This window comes from Streptomyces sp. NPDC005551 (assembly GCF_042871785.1).
In the GTDB taxonomy this organism is placed as follows: Bacteria; Actinomycetota; Actinomycetes; order Streptomycetales; family Streptomycetaceae; genus Streptomyces.
The window spans coordinates 426,410-445,806 of sequence record NZ_JBIAJE010000003.1 but is presented as its reverse complement, the minus strand read 5'-3'; the positions used below and the strand labels follow the sequence as shown (position 1 = coordinate 445,806).

Genomic DNA, 19,397 nt, shown 5'->3' with positions numbered 1-19,397 from the left:
TCCTTGCCGGCCAGGAGATCCGTTGTCGAGACGCAAGGGTGGGCCGACCATGACAAGGCGTAAGGCATGGCTGCGGGCGGGCGGCGGCATCCGCGGCCTGCCGGGCAGCGGAACGGTGCTGCGGGCAGGCCTCGGGAGCACCGGCGTACCCAAGGGGCGCCGGGTCGCGGCGGGCGGTCTGCTGTGGGCCGCCGCGGCCGCGGCGCTCGGCGCGTCCGGTGACCGCACCGCGCGCCGAGCGGCGCTGCGGGGGCTCGGTACCGTCGCTCTCGCCTCGGCCGCGACCCGTGCCCTCGCCCGCCCGGCGGCGCGCAAGGTCCAGCCGCTCGAGGCCGCCGGGCACGCAGCGTCCGCCGCGGCGTTCGCGGCGGGGGTCGTCCTCGAGGCACCTCGCTACGGCCTGCTCGTCGTCCCCGGCGCCGTCGCACTGACCATGGCCCGCATACGGTCCCGGGTCCGGCACCCCGGTGACGTGGCCGTCGGTGTCGCGATCGGCGTCGGTGCCGCCGCGCTCAGCGCGCGCTGGTGGCCGGTCAAGCCGGACGCGGCAGCCGCGGCGGCACCCCCGCGGCGGCCCGCGCCCGCGCTGCCCGACGGCGCCGGACTCCACGTCGTCGTCAACCCGTCGTCGGGTCTCTCGCGCGGCGACACCCCCGACGCGGCCGAACGCGTACGCTCCCTGCTGCCCAAGGCCGAGGTCACGGTGCCCCGGCCGGGGGAGCCCCTGCCCGGCCTCCTGGAGCAGGCCGCACGCCGGGCCAAGGAGCAGGGCGGCGCCCTGGGCGCCTGCGGCGGCGACGGGACGATCAACGCCGCGACGGAGGTGGCGGCCCGGGTGGGCGTGCCGCTCGCGGTGTTCCCGGGCGGGACCTTCAACCACTTCGCCGTGGACCTCGGCAACCAGTCCGCCGAGGACGTCGCACGTGCCGTGCAGGACGGCGACGCGGTCGTCGCGGACATCGGGCGCGCCAGGACGCCGGGCGGCCCGGAGCAGGTGTTCGTCAACACCTTCAGCCTGGGTGTCTACTCCGAACTGGTCAGCGCCCGGGAGCTCCTGGAGCAGCGGATCGGCAAGTGGCCCGCTCTGGTGGTCGGTCTGGCCAAGGTCCTCGCCACGGGCAGCCCGGTCAGCGTGTCGGTCAACGGCCGGCCCAAGCGCCTGTGGCTCCTGTTCGCGGGCAACGGCATCTACCACCCGGCCGGCTTCGCCCCCACGTACCGGACCCAACTGGACGACGGCCTGCTGGACGTACGCGCCGTCGACGGCGGCACTCCGCTGGCCCGGACGCGGCTGCTGATCGCCGTGCTCACCGGCACCCTGCACAACAGCCGGGTCCTCACCACGGCGCAGGTCCGCAGCCTGCGGCTCGAAGTACTGCACGGCGACCCGCGGTTCTCCTACGACGGAGAGGTGACCAGCGCTGCGGGGCCCCGGCTGGTCCTCGACAAGGTGACGCGCGCCGTGACCCTGTACCGGCCCGCCGACAAGGACCAGTGGCTGCGCTGAGACGTGCGTGAAACGTGCGTCCTTGCGCCGAACGGCCGGTGGCGCCACCCCGGACATCGTGGGGGTGGCGCCACCGGCCGTTCGGTCGCTGTGGCGGAGATACGGGGTGTCAGGCCCGCTCGACGCGGTTCAGGTCGCTCAGCATGCCGGTGCGCAGCTGGGCGATGATCCGCTTGATCAGCCGCGAGACGTGCATCTGGGAGCAGCCGAGGCGTTCTCCTATTTCCGCCTGGGTGGCTTCCTCCACGAACCGCAGGTGGATGATCTGCCGGTCGCGCTCGCTGAGCTCCGCCACCAGCGGCGCCAGCGTGTGGAAGTCCTCGACGAGGCGCATGCCGTCGTCCTCGACGCCGATGAAGTCGGCGAGGACGGCCTCGCCGTCCTGGTTTCCCTCGCCCGTGAGCGCGGCGTCCAGGGAGGAGGAGTTGTAGCCGTTGGAGGCGATCTGGGCCTCGACGACCTGATTCTCGGGCAGGTTCATGAGGGTGGCCAGCTCGGCGACGCTCGGGTCCCGGTCCAGCCGGCTGGACAGTTCCTCCCGCGCCTTGGCCAGCTCGACCCGCAGCTCCTGGAGACGGCGCGGCACGTGCACCGCCCACGTCGTGTCACGGAAGAAGCGCTTGATCTCGCCGACGATGTACGGCAGCGCGAACGAGGTGAACTCGACCTCACGCGAGATCTCGAAGCGGTCGATGGCCTTGATCAGGCCGATCATCCCGACCTGGGCTATGTCCTCCAGGTCGTCGCCGCGGTGGCGGAAGCGGCCCGCCGCGAAGCGGACCAGCGACATGTTCATCTCGATCAGGGTGTTGCGCGCGTACTGGTATTCCCGCGTGCCCTCTTCGAGTTCCGTCAGGCGCTGGAAGAACTGACGGGACAGCTCCCGCGCATCGCGCGGAGCCACGGCACGCGGATCCTCGATGACCGGCAGTTCCTCCCGACCAGTTCCGGTCCGGGCGGACTCCTGGCTGACCTTCGACCGGCTCACGGCGGTGACGGTGTCCATTACCTCTCCCACGAAACTAGTCGCCCTTCCGGGCATCGTGTTCCGCGGCTACCCCGGATGTCCCGGCGCATGTCTGTCTTTTCCGGAGAACTTTCTGACGTACCGTCAGCTCGTGAGGACGGAGTCGTCGGCGGTGCGGGCTCCGGGCAGCCGGTAGCGGGCGGCGATGAGGGCCGCGTCCACGTGCTTGGTGCCGGTCGCGACGCACAGGGTGTAGGCCAGATCGTCCATACGCTGCCGGACCTCCGCACTGCCGCCCTCGGCGTGCAGCACCCGCAGCGTGTCGTACTCCTCGACGAGGTTGGTCAGGACCGCGGGGTGGGCCATCAGCACTGTGTTCTCCATGGGGTAGGTCGGTGACGGTGATCGACCGTCACCGGCGATCGCTCTCGACGGCGCCTACCCGGCATTCGCCGCCGTACGCCGGGCCGGCTCGCCGAGGCATCCGGGGAGCCCTTCGCGGTCGGTGGCGTCCCGCTCGTCCTCCGCCCGCATGCCCGGTGCGGTGGCCGGGTCCCGGCGCCGGTAACAGCCGTGCGCCCGGGCGAAGAAGAAGCCGCTGCCGCCGGCCACGGGGTACGACGCGGTTCCACCGACAGCGGAACCCCCGGGCCTCGCCCGCCCGGCGCTCCTACCCTGAGGCGGTGAGCAACCACATGTCGAACGAAGCCCGCGTCCTCCGTCTGCGCCCGGCGGCGGGACCGTCACCCGCCGCGGCCCCGGCGCGCGCACCGCAGGAGCCGCGGCCCGTCCGCACGCCCCACGGCCCGACCGGCGGCAGGCCGACGGTCAAGGAGCCCTTGTGGCGCGACCTCGTAGGTGATGTGCTGCGGCGCGAGCGCCTCGCCCAGGAGCGGACGCTCAAGGACGTGGCCGACGCGGCCCGGATCTCGATGCCCTATCTCTCCGAGCTGGAGCGCGGCCGCAAGGAAGCCTCCTCCGAGGTCCTCGCGGCCGCCGCCCACGCCCTCGGGCTCGGCCTCGCCGATCTGCTCTCCCGGGCCCAGGGCGAACTGGTGCCGCGTCAGCCAAGGTTCGCCCCGTCGCGACGCCCGGCACGCACTCTCGCCGCACCGGCCGAAAGCCCAAGTACGTCCAGTACGAGGACTTCCGGCCGGCCCGCCGAGAGCACGCACCGGACGCCGCTCCTTGACGGGCGAACCTTGGCTGACGCGGCACTGGTCCGCCTCGCCCAGGCCAGGTCGGCGGGCACCCGCGGCCACGGCAGGCGCACGCCGTCCGCGTCGCCGTACGACGGCATGTGCCTGGCTGCCTGACGAGCCGACGGCCGACGCTCCGGCGGGTTCGTGGCACGTGCCCGCCGGAGCGGGCTGCCGCTGCGCCGCCCCACTGTGGACGGCTCGCGGGATGCCGCGCCGCCGGCACGGAGGTGGGGTGTCAGACCCGCGCGAGCCGACGGCTCAGCACCTCGTCGGCCAGCCCGTACGCCACCGCCTCCTGCGCGGTGAAGACCTTGTCGCGGTCCATGTCCGTGCGCAGGGTCGCCACGTCGTGGTGCGTGTGCCGGGAGAGCACGTCCTCCACCTGGGAACGGATGCGCAGCATCTCCTTCGCCTGGAGGCTGAGGTCCGAGACCGTTCCCTGGCGTCCGCCGCTCACGGGCTGGCCCAGCAGAACCCGCGCGTGCTCCAGTACGAACCGCCGGCCGGGATCTCCGCCGGCCAGCAGCACGGCGGCCGTCGACGCCGCCTGCCCGACGCAGAACGTGGAGATCGGCGCCTGCACGAACGTCATCGTGTCGTAGATCGCCATGAGCGAGGTGAAGGAGCCCCCGGGCGAGTTGAGGTAGATCGCGATCTCGTTCTCCGGGCCCGCCGACTCCAGATGGAGGAGTTGCGCGATGACCACGTTGGCGACGCCGTCGTCGATCTCCGTCCCCAGGAAGATGATCCGCTCGGAGAGCAGCCGGCTGAAGACGTCGTAGGACCGCTCACCCTGCGGCGTCCGCTCGACGACGTTCGGAATCGTGTAGGAACCCATGTCACAGCCCCATCCGTGGACGCGACGCGGCCGGCCGGACGTCGTCGAGGGACTCCACGACCCGGTCGACCATCCCGTACTCCAATGCCTGCTGGGCCGTGAACCAGCGGTCGCGGTCGCCGTCCCGGGAGATCGTCTCCTCGCTCTGCCCGGTGTGCTCCGCGGTGATCCGCTCGATGGCCTTCTTCGTGAACTCCAGGTTCTGCGCCTGGATCTCGATGTCGGCCGCGGTACCGCCGATGCCCGCGGAGGGCTGGTGCATCATGATCCGCGCGTTCGGCAGCGCGAACCGCTTGCCGCGTGTGCCGACGCTGAGCAGGAACTGCCCCATGCTCGCCGCGAATCCCATGGCGAGCGTGGAGACGTCGTTCGGGATCAGCCGCATGGTGTCGTAGATCGCGAGACCGGCGGTGACCGAACCGCCCGGGCTGTTGATGTACAGGCTGATGTCGGTGCGCGCGTCCTCCGCGGAGAGCAGGAGCAGCTGCGCGCAGACCCGGTTCGCGGAGACCTCGTCGACCTGGGTGCCGAGGAAGACGATCCGCTGCCCGAGCAGTTGTGCGGCGAGATGGTCGTCGAAGCGCGTCGCGGGGGTGTCTCCGTCCTCGCCCCGAGGCCTCAGGGCCGGGTCCCAGCCGGTGATGAGTGGCGTCATGGGTCCTCCTTGTCGTGGGCGGCTTCCGTCGCCGCGCACTCCACTGTCGGACCGCCCCCGCCACCGCATCGACTTTCTCTGCCCGCAGCAGATTCGCCAGGAGCAGACGACTTCGGGGATTCGCTCAGCCGGACCGCTTCTCGCGCAACCGGCGGAAGAACGCCCGCACATCAGCGACCAGCAGGTCGGGTTCCTCCATGGCGGCGAAATGCCCGCCGCGGTCGAATTCCGTCCACCGTACGATTCTGTTCGTCCGGTCAGCGACGTGCCGCAGCGGGACGAAATTGTCGTGGGGGAAGACGGCGAGCGCGGTCGGTGCGGCCGACGGGTCCGGAGGCGAACCCCAGTAGTCCGCGTGCGCGCGCTCGTAATACAGGCGGGCGGACGAACCGGCGGTTCCGGTCAGCCAGTACAGCATCACGTTGGTGAGGAGCTGATCGCGGTCGACGGCGTCCTCGGGGCGCTCGCGTGAATCCGTCCACTGCTTGAACTTCTCGGCGATCCAGGCGAGTTGGCCGACCGGTGAATCCGTCAGCGCGTAGGCGAGCGTCTGCGGCCGGGTGGCCTGGATGTCCGCGTAGCCCTGTTCCTCACGGGCCCATCGCTGTCCGCGTTCCCAGGAGGCGAGAGTCCGCTCGCGTTCCCCGGGGGTCAGCCCGGCCAGTTCCTCCGGGGACGGTTCGCAGGTCGCGGACCCCGCGGGCAGCAGGTTCAGATGGACGCCGACCACATCCTCGGGGCGGATCCGGCCCAGCTCTCGGGAGATGGCCGCGCCCCAGTCCCCGCCCTGTGCGCCGTACCGCTCATAACCGAGGCGCCGCATCAGCTCGGCGAACGCGAGAGCCACCCGCCGGAATTCCCAGCCGGTGTCCCGTGTGGGCCCCGAGAAGCCGAATCCGGGAATACTCGGCAGTACGAGGTGGAAGGCGTCGGCGGGGTCGCCGCCATGGGCCCGCGGATCGGTCAGGGGACCCACGATGTCGAGGAACTCGACGATCGAACCGGGCCATCCGTGGGTGACGATCAGCGGAGTCGCGCCGGGTTCCGGGGACCTGATGTGCGCGAAATGGACCGTGGCTCCGTCGATCTCCGTGAGGAACTGCGGCCATTCGTTGAGCCGCGCCTCCGCAGCCCGCCAGTCGTACTCGTGCCGCCAGTACCGCACGAGTTCCTTCAGGTAGTCACGCGGGATTCCGTACTCCCAGCCCACACCGGGGAGCTGGTCCGGCCAGCGCGTGCGGTCGAGGCGCTGCCGCAGATCGTCCAGATCACTTTCGGGAATGTCGATGCGAAAGGGGCGGACGAGAGGCGTGCTGTCCTTCGGCGTGCTCATGTCCACGGATGCTATCGGCACTGTAGGGAGCGCGGCTTGGTGGTACGGGGTCCTGCGGAAACGTTGGCGCTCGCGAGTGATGACCACTGCTCGAGTCGGAGCCGGTCGAGGCCGGCGCGCCCGCCCTATGTCATCGAGACGACGACCTTGCCGGCCTTCGCCCGGCCCTTCTCGACGTACTCCATGGCCTGAAGGGTTTCGTCGAACGGGAAGACACGGTCGACGACGGGGCGGATCTTCCCGACGGCGATGAGACGGTTGAGTTCGCGCAGCTGGTCGCCACTCGCCTTCATGAACAGAAACGAGTACGTCACGCCGAGGCGCTTGGCCCGGCGTCGGGTCTTGTGACTGAGCGCGGTCATCGCCAGGCGGAGGACCGGGTTCGCGTCGAGTTCGCGGGCGAAGGCCGGGTCGGGCGGGCCCGCGACGCTGATGGCATGGCCGCCGGGCCTGAGTACACGCAAAGACCTCGCCAGGTTGTCGCCGCCGAGGCTGTCCAGGACGACGTCGTAGCCCTCGAGGACCTCCTCGAAGTCCTGGGTGCGGTAGTCGACGGCGACGTCCGCGCCGAATTCCTTGACCAGGTCGATGGTGGCGGTGCTCGCGGTGGTGGCCACGTACGCGCCAAGTGCCTTCGCCAGCTGGACGGCGATGGAGCCGAGGCCACCGGCGCCCGCGTGGATGAGGACCTTCTGACCCGGCTGTACCTGGGCCCGCTCGACGAGTGCCTGCCATGCGGTCAGGGCGACCAGGGGCAGGGAGGCGGCCTCGGTCATGGTGAGGGCGGCGGGTTTGGGGGCCAGGTCGTTCTGGTGGACGGCGATGAATTCGGCGAAGGTGCCGATGCGGTCCTTGTCGGGGCGGGCGTAGACCTCGTCGCCCACCGCGAACCGGGTGACGGACGACCCGACCCGCAGGACCTCTCCGGCGAGGTCGTTGCCCAGGACAAGTGGCAGCCGGTACGGCATGAACGCCTTGAAGTCCCCGTTGCGGATCCTGATGTCCAGCGGGTTGATTCCCGCCGCGTGGACCTTGACCAGGACATCTTCGGACCCCACCTGGGGGTCGGGCACGTCGGCGGCGCGCATCCCGGCTTGGTCGCCGTACTTCTCGACCGTGAAAGCCTTCATCGTCGTCTCCGATCCGTTTCCCGTCCATGCGAGGGCGGGCTCTCCGTTCGTCCCGGGCTTCCCCCAGTACGAGACAGTCTGTGTCGCTATTCCGGCTGACGTGCGGGCGGACTGTGTCCTCAGCCGTGCGGGCGCCGTCCGGACGCACGCATCCAACAAATTTAGATTACGGTAGTCATCTAAACACGGTCCACGATAGATGCCAGTCGACATCCAATCCGGCTTCGCGCAGCAGGTGGCCATGGGCCGCGTGCCGCAGGTGCGGGCGGAGGAGAACCGGGAATGCCGACGCAGCCGGTGACCTGGACGATGGGCGCAGCCGGCCAGGGCGTCGCACGGCCGCCTGCCGCGTACGGCGCTCCCCGCGTCACCGATGAGTTTTCGGACGAGGATCGGTCGAAACAGGTGAAGAGGTTCCCGCCCGAGGAGGTATCGCATGTCCACCGACGGATTCACCACCTGCCTGTGGTTCGACGGCCAGGCCGAAGAGGCCGCCGACTTCTACGTCTCGGTCTTCAAGAACTCCCGGCTCGGCAGGGTCGGCCGCTACACCGACGCGGGGCCGGGACCCGCCGGTTCCGTGATGGTCGTCGAGTTCGAGGCCAACGGCCAGAAGTTCGTCGCCCTGAACGGAGGCCCGCAGTTCACGTTCAGCGAGGCCATCTCCTTCCAGATCCCCTGCGCTGACCAGGAAGAGGTGGACCACTACTGGAACCGGCTCACCGAGGACGGGGGCGAGGGCGGTCCCTGCGGCTGGCTGAAGGACAGGTTCGGGCTGTCCTGGCAGGTCTTCCCGGCCCGGCTCATCGACATGATCGCAGACCCGGACCCGGTGAAGGCGGCGCGTACGACCCAGGCGATGTACGCCATGAGCAAGCTCGATCTGGCCGCCCTGGAGAAGGCCTACGCCGGCGAGTAGCGGACCGGGAGAACCGCGGCCGGCCCGCCCACGGTCCAGACGGACCGGGGCGGGCCGGCCGCTTTGCTGTGCCCGCTTCCGGGCCCCTCCGCGCGCCGCCGCCCGGTCTTGTCCTGTCGCACAGTCGGGGGCAAGTTTCTCTGTGCGGACTGTGGACTCAACAACATCAGCGTGCAACTCTCCAACAACTGAACGCAAAAAGACGACCCTTGCTCCCTTGTGGCTCTTGCGCGTCCCCCGTGACACCCCTCCAGGGCAGGAGAAGGATGACCAGACACCGTTGGAGAGGCCGCTTGCTGGCCGCTCTGCTGACCGCAGCGCTCGCCCTCATCGGGCTCCCCGCACTGACCACGACCACGGCCACGGCGGCCGGCGGCCCCAACCTCGCCGCGGGCAGGAGCGCCACGGCGAGCAGCTCCAAGGCCGAGTACGGCGCGTCCCGGACCACCGACGGAAACGCGTCCACGTACTGGGAGAGCTCGGGCTCCGGGTTCCCCCAGTGGGTGCAGGCCGACCTAGGGGCGCCCACCCGCATCGACGAGGTGGTCCTGAAGCTGCCCGCCTCCTGGGAGAGCCGGAACCAGACGCTCGCCGTACAGGGCAGTGGTGACGGCACGAGCTTCGACACGATCAAGTCCTCGGCGTCGTACGCCTTCACGCCGGGCGCGGGCAACACCGTGACCATCGCGTTCCCGGCCACCCAGGCCCGCCACGTGCGGATCGCCATCACCGCGAACACCGGCTGGGCCGCCGCGCAGCTCTCGGAGCTGGAGGTGCACGGCGCGAGCGACTCCTCCGCCAACCTGGCCGCGGGCAAGCAGTTCACGGCCAGCAGCACCACCCAGACATACCTGGCCGCGAACGCGGGCGACGGGAACCGCGCCAGCTACTGGGAGAGCAGGAACGGCGACCTTCCGCAGTGGGTCCAGGTGGACCTCGGCGCGTCCGTGCGCGTCGACCGCGTGGTGCTGCGACTGCCGTCCGGCTGGGGCGCCAGGACCCAGACGCTCAAGCTCCAGGCCGGCACGAACGGCTCGGACTTCAGCGACCTGACCGCCTCGAAGGGCTACGACTTCGACGAGGCGAACGACCTGACGCAGAGCCTGACCTTCAACGCCACCACGACCCGCTTCGTCCGGGTGCTGGTCTCGGCCAACACGGGCCAGGCGGCCGGGCAGTTGTCGGAACTGGAGGTGTACGGGCCCACCACGGGCGACACCCAGGCACCGGCCGCGCCCGCCGACCTGGCCTGCACCGAACCCGCCTCCGGCCAGATCGAGCTGACCTGGAAGGCCGCCACCGACAACGTCAGGGTCACCGGGTACGACATCTACGCCAACGGGGAGCTGCGTACCTCCGTCCCCGGCGACGTCACGACGTACACGGACACCCAGCCCGCCTCGGCGACCGTCGCCTACTACGTGCGCGCCAAGGACGCGGCGGGCAACCAGTCCGCCAACAGCAACACCGTGACCCGCAAGGGCGATTCGGGCGACACCCAGGCCCCGACCGCCCCCGCCGACCTGGCCTTCACCGAGACCGTGAGCGGACGGGTCGAGCTCACCTGGCGGGCGTCCACGGACAACGTGAAGGTGACCGGCTACGACCTCTACGCGAACGGAACCCTGCGCAAGAGCGTCCCCGGCGACGTCACGACGTACACGGACACCCAGCCCGCCTCGGCGACCGTCGCCTACTACGTGCGCGCCAAGGACGCGGCGGGCAACCAGTCCGCCGACAGCAACACCGTCACCCGCAACGGTTCCGCGAGCGACGACGTGAACCTCGCCGTGGGCAAGCCGGTCACCGCCTCGTCCAGCGTCTTCACCTTCGTCGCGGAGAACGCCAACGACGACAGCACCAGCACCTACTGGGAGGGCGGTCCCGGCAGTTACCCGAACAGCCTGACGGTGAGGCTCGGTGCCAACGCCGACGTCGGCACCGTGGTCCTCAAGCTCAGTCCCGACGCGGCGTGGGCCGCCAGGACCCAGCGGATCCAGGTCCTCGGGCGGGAGCAGAAGGCCACCTCGTTCACGAGCCTGGCCGCCGCCAAGGACTACACGTTCGACCCGGCGAGCGGGAACACGGTGCGCATCCCCGTCACCGGCCGCATCGCGGACGTCCGGCTGGTGTTCACCGCGAACTCCGGCTCCTCGGCCGGACAGGTCGCCGAGTTCCAGGTCCTGGGCACCCCGGCGCCCAACCCCGACCTCCAGGTCACCGGCATCACCTCGGCACCGGCGAGTCCCGTGGAGTCCGACGCGGTGAAGCTGACCGCGACCGTGCGCAACACCGGTACGGAGGCCTCCGAAGCCACCGACGTCGAGTTCCGCCTCGGCGGCAGCAAGGCGGGCACCGCCGCCGTCGGCGCGCTCGCCGCCGGTGCGTCCACGACCGTCACCGCCGACATCGGCGCCCGTGACGCCGGGACCTACCGGATCAGTGCCGTCGTGGACCCGGCCGACAAGGTCATCGAGCAGAACGAGGGGAACAACTCCCACACCAGCCCGGCCTCCCTCGTCGTCAAGCCCGTCTCCAGCTCCGACCTGGTGGCCGCCTCCGTCGGCTGGTCGCCCGGCGCGCCGGCCGAGGGCAACACGGTCACCTTCTCCGTCACCTTGAAGAACCAGGGCACGGTGGCCTCAGCGAGCGGCGGCCACGGCATCACCCTCACCGTCCTCGACTCCGCCGGCACGACCGTCAGAACGCTCACCGGTTCCTACGACGGGGCCATCGCGGCCGGTGACACCGCCGCCCCGGTGAAGCTCGGTACCTGGACCGCCGGCAAGGGCAAGTTCACCGTGCGGACCGTGATCGCGGCCGATGCCAACGAACTGCCGGTCAAGCGGGACAACAACACCGCCGGCCAGCCCCTGTTCGTCGGCCGGGGCGCCAACATGCCGTACGACATGTACGAGGCCGAGGACGGCACCGCGGGCGGCGGCGCACAGACCGTAGGACCCAATCGCACGGTCGGCGACATCGCAGGCGAGGCGTCGGGCCGCAAGGCGGTCACCCTCAACAGCACGGGCAACTACGTGGAATGGACCACCAAGGCCCCCGCCAACACCCTGGTGACCCGCTTCTCCATCCCGGACTCCGCGGGAGGCGGCGGTACGAACTCCACCCTGAACGTCTACGTCGACGGCAAGTTCCTCAAGGCCGTCGACCTGACGTCGAAGTACGCCTGGCTGTACGGGGCGGAGACGGGCCCCGGCAACTCGCCCGGCTCGGGGTCACCGCGGCACATCTACGACGAGGCGAACCTGATGCTCGGCCAGACCGTCCCGGCCGGCAGCAGGATACGGCTCCAGAAGGACGCCGCCAACGACTCCACGTACGCGATCGACTTCGTGAGCCTGGAGCAGGTCTCGGCGGTCCCGAACCCGGACCCGGCCGCCTACACCGCGCCGGCCGGCTTCTCCCACCAGGACGTGCAGAACGCGCTCGACAAGGTACGCATGGACACCACCGGCAAGCTCGTCGGCGTCTACCTGCCCGCCGGTGACTACGAGACGTCGAGCAAGTTCCAGGTCTACGGCAAGGCGGTCAGGGTAGTCGGCGCCGGCCCCTGGTTCACACGCTTCCACGCCCCGTCGTCGCAGGAGAACACGGACATCGGTTTCCGGGCCGAGGCCAGTGCCAAGGGGTCGTCGTTCGCGAACTTCGCGTACTTCGGCAACTACACCTCGCGTATCGACGGCCCCGGCAAGGTCTTCGACTTCTCCAACGTCTCCGACATCACCATCGACACCATCTGGAACGAACACATGGTGTGCCTCTACTGGGGCGCCAACACCGACGGCATCACCATCAAGAATTCGCGGATCCGCGACATGTTCGCCGACGGCATCAACATGACCAACGGCAGCACGGACAACCACGTCGTCAACAACGAGGCACGGGCGACCGGCGACGACAGCTTCGCGCTGTTCTCCGCGATCGACGCGGGCGGGGCCGACGAGAAGAACAACGTGTACGAGAACCTCACGTCGATCCTGACCTGGCGCGCGGCCGGCATCGCCGTCTACGGCGGGTACGACAACACCTTCCGCAACATCCACATCGCCGACACGCTGGTCTACTCGGGCATCACGGTCAGCTCACTGGACTTCGGCTACCCGATGAACGGCTTCGGCACCGCTCCGACGACCCTGGAGAACATCTCGGTCGTCCGGGCCGGAGGCCACTTCTGGGGTTCCCAGACCTTCCCGGGGATCTGGATGTTCTCCGCCTCGAAGGTCTTCCAGGGAATCCGCGTCAACAACGTCGACATCGTCGATCCGACCTACAGCGGCATCATGTTCCAGACCAACTACGTGGGAGGACAGCCACAGTTCCCGATCAAGGACACCGTCCTCACGGACGTGACGATCACCGGAGCGCACAGGAGCGGTGACGCGTACGACGCGAAGTCCGGCTTCGGCCTGTGGGCCAACGAGATGCCGGAGGCCGGCCAGGGCCCCGCCGTCGGTGAAGTCACCTTCCACAACCTCAGGATGAGCGACAACGCGCAGGACGTGAGGAACACGACGTCCACGTTCAGGATCAACCGGCTGCCGTAGCGCCCACCGCGTGCCGATGGCCGGACAGCCGCACGGGGCGGCGGGGTCTCCCACCCCGCCGCCCCGTGCGGCACCCCGCCGCCGGGCACCCCGCCCGGTACGGCCGCGTACGCGGTCCCGTTGATCGGCCCGGTACGCGTTGATCGACTGGTGGAGCGGGACACCCCGGCTTACGTTGGTCAAGTGAATGCCGGCGCCCATGCCGGCCTGCGACGACGCACGGACATCCCATGATGACGGCCGCTCACTCGACACCCCCGAAGTCTGCCGAAGCCCCGAAGCGGGGCCACGGCAGCGGTGTCGCACTCCTCGTCATCGCCTCGTGCCAGCTGATGGTGGTCCTCGACATCACCATCGTGAACATCGCGTTGCCGCACATCCAGACCTCGCTCGGCTTCTCGACCGAGAGCCTCTCCTGGGTGGTCAACGCGTACACGCTGACCTTCGGCGGCCTGCTCCTGCTCGGCGGACGGCTGGGCGACATCCTCGGCCGGCGCCGCGTCTTCGTCTTCGGCGTCCTGCTGTTCGTGTTCGCCTCACTGCTCGGCGGACTCTCGCAGGAGGCCTGGCACTTGCTCGCGGCCCGCTCGCTCCAGGGCGTCGGCGGCGCCATCGCGTCCCCCACCGCCCTCGCGCTGATCACCACCACCTTCCGCGAAGGCCCCGAGCGCAACCGGGCGTTCGGCGTGTTCGCGGCCGTCTCGGCGGGCGGCAGCGCGATCGGACTCCTCGCGGGCGGACTGCTCGTGGAGTGGCTGGACTGGCGCTGGGTGCTCTTCGTCAACGTGCCCATCGGCCTGCTGATCGTCCTCGCGACGCCCCGCTACATCCGCGAGTCCGAGCGGCATCCGGGGCACTTCGACCTCCTGGGCGCCCTCACCTCCACCCTGGGCATGGTGCTGCTCGTCTACGGGTTCATCCGGGCCTCCGAGGAGGGCTGGAGCGACACCCTGACCCTCGCGTCCTTCGCGGCCGCGGTGCTGCTGCTGGCCGCGTTCATCGTCGTCGAGCGCCGCTCGAAGCAGCCCATCACGCCGCTGTGGATGTTCCGTGACCGCAACCGCGCGGGTGTCTACGGAATGATGCTGACACTGGCCGCGGCGATGTTCGGCATGTTCTTCTTCCTGACCCTCTTCGTGCAGAACGTCCTGCACTTCAGTCCGCTGCGCGCGGGTCTGGCCTTCCTGCCGGTGAGCGCGATCATCGCGGTGGGCGCGGGCTTCGCCTCGCAGATGCTGCCCCGCTGGGGCCCCAAACCGTTCATGGCGGGCGGCTCCGTCCTGGCCGCCCTCGGACTCGGCTGGCTGACGCTGACCGACGTCGGCAGCACCTATCTCGGCAGCATCCTCGGCCCGATGCTCGTCTTCGGCTTCGGCATGGGCATGCAGTTCGTGTCGCTGACCCTGATGGCGGTCTCGGGTGTCTCGCCGCAGGAGTCGGGCGCCGCGTCCGGCATCCTCAACGCCACCCAGCAGGTGGGCGGTTCGCTCGGCCTGAGCGTGTTGGTCACCGTCTTCGGTACGGCCAGCCGCAGCGAGGCCACCGACCAGATCCGGCAGTTCATGTCTCAGGCCACCCCCGCCCAGCGGCTCGAGTTCCGCAGAACCGGGCAGCTCCCGCCGCCGTACAGCGACCAGGTGCTGACCTCGGGCATCTCGAGCGCGTTCGTCGTGGCGGCCGTCCTCGCCGTCGTGGCCGCACTGATCGCCGTGATCGTCATCCAGGTGCGCCCGGACGACCTGAAGCGGCTCCAGGGCGGCGCGGCCGTCCCCGGTGTGCCGGCCGACAGCGTCCCCGAGGACTCGGCCCACGGAGTGGCGGCAGAGGAACCGGACACCCGCAAGGGCCCGCCCGGCTGAGACCGGCCGCCCGGCCCCGTCAGCGGAGGTGGCCCGCGACGACCCGGGCGATCTCCCGCGTCATCGGAGCGTCCCGACGCTCGCAGCCTCAGAATGACGCCGGGCCAGGCCCGGACACGCCATCGATCACACCCGCAGCGACGCGAGGAGGCGCCGGCGCCTTACCGCTCTCACCGCTCTTGTGTCGGTCCGCGCCGGGGTCGTGGCGATACTCCTGGATCCAGATTCGCTACAGCCAGGAATATGGGATGAGCTGAGTCCGAAAATCCCGCCGCGGCGCCTGAGCCTGACTGCCGTATTGACGCACCCTCCTGCGCTCTGTCCCACTGGAAAATGACGTCAGGTGCTGTGGTCCCGCATTCTGCCCTCCGCGCCGTCCACGGTAACCGTGGTGAAGGACTCGGCGGGCCGTTACTCTTCAATTCACGGGCGTGCGAAGTCCGGCAGTGTCGAAGTCCGCGACATCTCAGTGCCAGCGACGCGTGAGACCATCAGAGCGGTGTCTCATGGATTTTGATGACCTTGACCCCCGTCGAACCCTGTCTTTCCTCCCAGGGGACCCAGACCGTCCCGTCGTAGGAATGTCCGGCCTGGACGGTGCGGGTAACCCACTTCGGTTCGGTTGCCAGCCCGTCACTGTCGAGGAAAACGAACGCGATCTGATACTTGATGGGTGATCGGGCGGTGTTGTGGATCACATAGTCGGCGGAGAACCTGCGGTGGCCGTCGTGCTGCTCGACGCGGTACTCGGACACCTGAACATGTGCGGCTGAAGTGCTGGCGGAGGGTTTCGGCGCTTGGCTGTCGCTACAGGCGCTCAGGGGCAGCGCGGCCAAGGGCAAGCCGAGACCCAGGCGCATGAACCTGCGGCGAGACGGGGGCACTGTCACTGTGGAGTCTCTCTGTTTCGGCGACGGACCCGGTCCCCTGCGTTCGGTGGAATGGGAACAAGGCCCACGGAAGGATTGGCGCCAGTGCTTGCCAAGCGTGGGCTGAAGAATGGGGAAGGCGGAGCGGCTAGTTCTGCGCAAGGACGGCTCGCGCGTTTGCGATTAGCTCGGCGTTGCGGGCCTCCTCTGCGTCCAGCTCCGCCTTGTGGTCGGAGATCTGCTTCGTCTGATAGGCAATCTCCGTCTTGTGCCAGACGGAGACCAGGTTGGAAGACTGTTTACAGCCGACGTCAGCTACGGCCATCTGCGTCTCCTCAGTGGACGGCTGCGCCCCCGTCGACGTCTGAGCGAAGCTCTCACCGGCATGCTGCGGGGTTGGGCCGGTTTGGTAGTTTTCCCGGGACATGCACCCCTGCCAGTTACTGATTGCCGCTTGGACTTTGAGGTTGCTCGCCGTGTTCTCCAGCGATTCAGCGGCCAGGTCTGCGGCGATATCGGTCTCGTAGAGGATGCCGATCTTCTTGTTCGCCTCGGAGACACAGACGTCCAGGGCGTCGAACCAGGCATCACTGCGGCCCTCCGCATTTTCCTCGGCTGCGGTGTCGTCTGCCGGTTCCTCCACCGCGCCTGGCGCCTGGTAGCCGTAGCTCTGTGCGGTCCTGGCGTCGGTGACACCGTACCGGCGCTCCATGTTCATGGAGTCGTAGGACAGGGCCGGCGTGGTCCCGGAAGGTGGCGGGGAGAAGGTGAACCCCTTGCGCGCCATGCACGCCGTCTTGGTCTTGTCCTTGGCGTTTTCAATGTCGACCTCGTCCGGGTAGGCCAGCATGTAATCCTGAAGCGGGAGGCGCATACCGGCGGCGAGGCCACTTTCCACCTGCGGACTCGGCCACTCGGCACGGTCCTGCGCGCCCGGCAGCGCTTGGGCGCCGCGCTGCGTCTCGGCAGTCTGCTGGTCATCGCTGGTGTGCTGGGTCCCGCAGGCGGCGGTCAGGATAAGCGCCGAAAACGAAGCAGCCAGGACAGCGGGGTGAATCCACTTCTTAGTCATGGCTAGTTCCTCTTGCTCGACGAGTTCTTGTTCTTCAGGCCGGTTCCCAGGTTGCGGGCGATGCCGTCGTACCTCGGGATCGTCTTCTTGCTGCCGGTGTAACCGGTGTCTTTGTAGACGGTGTACGAGTGTGAGGGGTCCTGGTTGTAGGCCGAAGCGGCGTTGTTCGCGGCAGTCTGCCCGTCGCCCGTGCCGTCACACGGGTGGGCCATGCCCCGGTGGGTGTCACCGTCGGGATCCACGTAATAACCGGGAAACGCATTGAAGACGTACCGAACGACGGAGGCTCCGTTCGGGGAATAACCCCAATGATCCCTGATCGACTTATTGCTGATCATGCATCCGCTCTGGGAAAGCTGTGTTGTTCCAGAACGTGAGCTGTAATGGATGCGGAAGCATGCCCGGTTGTACCGGGAGCTGCACTCGTCGCCCACGTAGGACGTTGGGGCTGCGGCGACTTGAGGAGCCGTCACGAGCAGGCCGGCAACGTAGAGTGCTGTGGTGGTGAGAACCACCACGGGTCTGGCGGGACGCACTGAACGATTCCCCCTTGTAGCAAGGCAGGGGAGTTCCGTCTCGTACATTGCCGTGCAATGTGAACGTCCCCCCGCGCATGATCCAACCTACCGGGCGGAATTGTCTGGTCTGGACCATTCCGCTGAGGCCCGGTCACTATATCCATGGTGGGATCCATCCCGACAAGGGTTCCTCGCACCTGGGGCGAGAAGCGTTCCTCGCTGCGATCCTCTGGCAGAATGGATCTGCAGAGGCTGTCACCTGTGAATCTTTGCGAAGTGGGGCAGCTGACTGGGGCTCCGGTCGTGCACTAAGGTTGGCCGATTACGAGCCCTTAGCCTCGATCTTGCATGACGGCTCGTCAGCTTGGCTGGCGGGCCGTTTCTGCCGATCTGGCCTGGGTGTTTTGTCGGCAGGGATGGCGATGGCCCGGCAGTCGCGTCGGGTGTGCGTCGGGTTCCACGGCTCCGGAAGTGATCGGGTGCTCGTTGGGATTGGACGTTATCGCTGGTCAGTCGGGGTTCGGCAGCGCCTGCAGGCGCTCGAATGCGCTGGTGATCACGTCGGTCCAGGGCCAGTGGCGGGCCAGGCGGAGCACGCGGAGGCGTCCGGTGGTAACGAGTTGGGCGGCGGCGGAGAGCAGCCTCAGCCGCAGGCGCTTGGGCTCCCAGCGGCGAGCGGGTCCGGTCAGGGCGAGCATGGGCATCCAGGCGACCAGGTCGAGTGCGAGCTGGACGATCTTCAGCCAGACCTGGTTCTGCGCGGCCTGGTGCAGGGGGAGGTTGCGCAGGCCGGTGTCGCGGGCGGCGCGGATGCGGTCCTCGGCGCGGGCCCGCTGGCGGTGCCGCAACTCCAGCTGGGCGACCGGGGTCCCGGTGGTGTTGGTGGCGAAGCAGGTCAGCCGCATACCGTCGGCGTCCGTGAAGCGCAACTGCGCGCCGGGGTGGGGCCGTTCCTTGCGAACGATCAGCCGCATCCCCTTCGGTCAACCCTTCAGCACGTCACCAGAGAGTTCGGCGACCCAGGCACCGTCGCGGACCTTGCCGTCCGGCTCGACGGCCGGGGTCCAGGCCGAGGCCGGGACCAGGAACACGGCCTGGTGGATCGCGTCGGTGATGGTCATCCCCACCGAGTACGACAGCCATCGGCCGCGTGCGGTCATCCAGTTGAGGAACTTATGGGTGCCCCCGCCGGAGTCCGTGCGGATCAGCGTGCGCCGCCCGCACCGGTACTTCCTCGGCAGCTGGGCCAGGGCCAGGCGCGCGGCCTCGATGTGGTCGGCGGCGGTGTTGCTTGCCCGCATTGCCCGGCCGCAGCAGGCCGGCGACCGGTTCCCCGGACCCGGCTGGGCCGTGGTCGACGAACGCGAACAGTGGATGGTGGCCAAAGGTCTTCTTCCAGGTCTTGGCGGCGTGCTCCTCCTCGGAGTGCGCCAGGACCAGCACGCCGTCGATATCCACGATCACCTCACCGGCCGCGTCCGGGGCCGCGGCGCCAGCCAACCGCCATGCCTGTTCACGGACTTCGGCCCGTGCGCGCCGGATAGCCTCGAGCGCCCGCGGTCCGGCCGTGGCCAGGGTGTCGACCAGACGGGAGACGGTCGGGTCGGAGGCCACCGGGCCGAACACGCCGGGCTCGGCCCGCAGCATCGCGACATCGCCCAGGCAGTCCCCGCCCAGGGCAACGGCGAGCGCGACATCCAGCAGGACTTTGCCGGGATCGTGTACCGCTCTGGGCTTGCGCCACGAGGTGAGCGCCGCCGACAGCGCGTCGGCCGGCCCTGTCCGGCGGGACTGTCTCCACGAGTAGCACTGCGCCGGCGTGCGAGACCACCCCGCGGCCGCCTCCCGATATCCTCACACGCGGGTACAACCCGACACGCTTACTCACGTGGGAAGTGCCTCCGACGGGTGCGGGAACAAAGGCCTGGACAACCCTCATGCTGGCTGGTCAGAGGCACTTTTT

The 19,397-nt window shown here is 69.1% G+C and carries 14 protein-coding genes and 2 pseudogenes; 5 read left to right on the top strand and 11 right to left on the bottom strand.

Translation table 11 applies throughout. From position 1 onward, the window contains the following. The first annotated feature begins 49 nt into the window (after window positions 1-49). Window positions 50-1,507 (top strand): diacylglycerol/lipid kinase family protein, encoded by a 1,458-nt coding sequence (locus tag ACFYP4_RS10275; RefSeq protein ID WP_388784525.1) that lies wholly within the window; start codon window positions 50-52, stop codon window positions 1,505-1,507. 109 nt (window positions 1,508-1,616) lie between these two features. Here the strand turns inward: ACFYP4_RS10275 and ACFYP4_RS10270 are convergent, their stop codons facing one another. The 3 genes from ACFYP4_RS10270 to ACFYP4_RS10260 all read right to left on the bottom strand — a co-directional run bounded on the left by ACFYP4_RS10270 (window position 1,617) and on the right by ACFYP4_RS10260 (window position 3,086). Further along, window positions 1,617-2,513 carry a SigB/SigF/SigG family RNA polymerase sigma factor gene (locus ACFYP4_RS10270; protein ID WP_358856004.1) on the bottom strand — a complete coding sequence of 299 codons (897 nt, stop codon included), beginning with the start codon at window positions 2,511-2,513 and terminating at the stop codon, window positions 1,617-1,619. Between the two features lie 105 nt (window positions 2,514-2,618). Then, window positions 2,619-2,846: a DUF5133 domain-containing protein gene (locus ACFYP4_RS10265; RefSeq protein WP_358856005.1), complete on the bottom strand. Its 228-nt coding sequence runs from the start codon at window positions 2,844-2,846 to the stop codon at window positions 2,619-2,621. A 66-nt stretch (window positions 2,847-2,912) separates the two neighbouring features. Continuing rightward, window positions 2,913-3,086 (bottom strand): hypothetical protein, encoded by a 174-nt coding sequence (locus ACFYP4_RS10260; RefSeq protein WP_388784521.1) that lies wholly within the window; start codon window positions 3,084-3,086, stop codon window positions 2,913-2,915. 71 nt (window positions 3,087-3,157) lie between these two features. Here ACFYP4_RS10260 and ACFYP4_RS10255 point away from each other — a divergent pair. After that, window positions 3,158-3,565, top strand: a pseudogene (locus ACFYP4_RS10255) (helix-turn-helix domain-containing protein); the annotation flags it as partial. A 346-nt stretch (window positions 3,566-3,911) separates the two neighbouring features. Here the strand turns inward: ACFYP4_RS10255 and ACFYP4_RS10250 are convergent. From ACFYP4_RS10250 to ACFYP4_RS10235, 4 genes are all read right to left on the bottom strand, one after another. After that, window positions 3,912-4,514 carry a ClpP family protease gene (locus tag ACFYP4_RS10250; RefSeq protein ID WP_388784518.1) on the bottom strand — a complete coding sequence of 201 codons (603 nt, stop codon included), beginning with the start codon at window positions 4,512-4,514 and terminating at the stop codon, window positions 3,912-3,914. Window position 4,515: 1 nt separating this feature from the next. Beyond that, window positions 4,516-5,169: an ATP-dependent Clp protease proteolytic subunit gene (locus ACFYP4_RS10245; RefSeq protein WP_358856002.1), complete on the bottom strand. Its 654-nt coding sequence runs from the start codon at window positions 5,167-5,169 to the stop codon at window positions 4,516-4,518. A gap of 124 nt (window positions 5,170-5,293) precedes the next feature. After that, window positions 5,294-6,502, bottom strand: coding sequence for an epoxide hydrolase family protein (locus tag ACFYP4_RS10240; RefSeq protein WP_358856001.1), 1,209 nt, complete (start codon window positions 6,500-6,502; stop codon window positions 5,294-5,296). Between the two features lie 125 nt (window positions 6,503-6,627). Then, the gene (locus ACFYP4_RS10235) at window positions 6,628-7,632 is read right to left on the bottom strand and encodes an NADP-dependent oxidoreductase (protein ID WP_388784514.1); all 1,005 of its coding nucleotides are present in this window, start codon (window positions 7,630-7,632) and stop codon (window positions 6,628-6,630) included. Window positions 7,633-8,068: 436 nt separating this feature from the next. On the opposite strand from ACFYP4_RS10235, the gene ACFYP4_RS10230 reads away from it, so the two are divergent. From ACFYP4_RS10230 to ACFYP4_RS10220, 3 genes are all read left to right on the top strand, one after another. Further along, window positions 8,069-8,551 (top strand): VOC family protein, encoded by a 483-nt coding sequence (locus tag ACFYP4_RS10230; RefSeq protein ID WP_388784512.1) that lies wholly within the window; start codon window positions 8,069-8,071, stop codon window positions 8,549-8,551. 266 nt (window positions 8,552-8,817) lie between these two features. After that, on the top strand, window positions 8,818-13,116 hold the full coding sequence (locus tag ACFYP4_RS10225; RefSeq protein ID WP_388784509.1) for a discoidin domain-containing protein: 4,299 nt from the start codon (window positions 8,818-8,820) through the stop codon (window positions 13,114-13,116). 233 nt (window positions 13,117-13,349) lie between these two features. Continuing rightward, window positions 13,350-14,975, top strand: coding sequence for an MFS transporter (locus ACFYP4_RS10220; protein WP_388785051.1), 1,626 nt, complete (start codon window positions 13,350-13,352; stop codon window positions 14,973-14,975). Window positions 14,976-15,466: 491 nt separating this feature from the next. On the opposite strand, the gene ACFYP4_RS10215 is transcribed toward ACFYP4_RS10220, so the two are convergent. The 4 genes and pseudogenes from ACFYP4_RS10215 to ACFYP4_RS10200 form a co-directional block, all read right to left on the bottom strand. Beyond that, window positions 15,467-15,730 (bottom strand): hypothetical protein, encoded by a 264-nt coding sequence (locus ACFYP4_RS10215; RefSeq protein WP_388784506.1) that lies wholly within the window; start codon window positions 15,728-15,730, stop codon window positions 15,467-15,469. Window positions 15,731-15,992: 262 nt separating this feature from the next. After that, window positions 15,993-16,916 carry a hypothetical protein gene (locus ACFYP4_RS10210; RefSeq protein WP_388784503.1) on the bottom strand — a complete coding sequence of 308 codons (924 nt, stop codon included), beginning with the start codon at window positions 16,914-16,916 and terminating at the stop codon, window positions 15,993-15,995. 2 nt (window positions 16,917-16,918) lie between these two features. Beyond that, the gene (locus ACFYP4_RS10205) at window positions 16,919-17,128 is read right to left on the bottom strand and encodes a hypothetical protein (RefSeq protein WP_358853355.1); all 210 of its coding nucleotides are present in this window, start codon (window positions 17,126-17,128) and stop codon (window positions 16,919-16,921) included. Window positions 17,129-17,943: 815 nt separating this feature from the next. Continuing rightward, window positions 17,944-19,322: pseudogene (locus ACFYP4_RS10200) on the bottom strand (IS1380 family transposase). Between the last annotated feature and the right edge of the window lie 75 nt (window positions 19,323-19,397).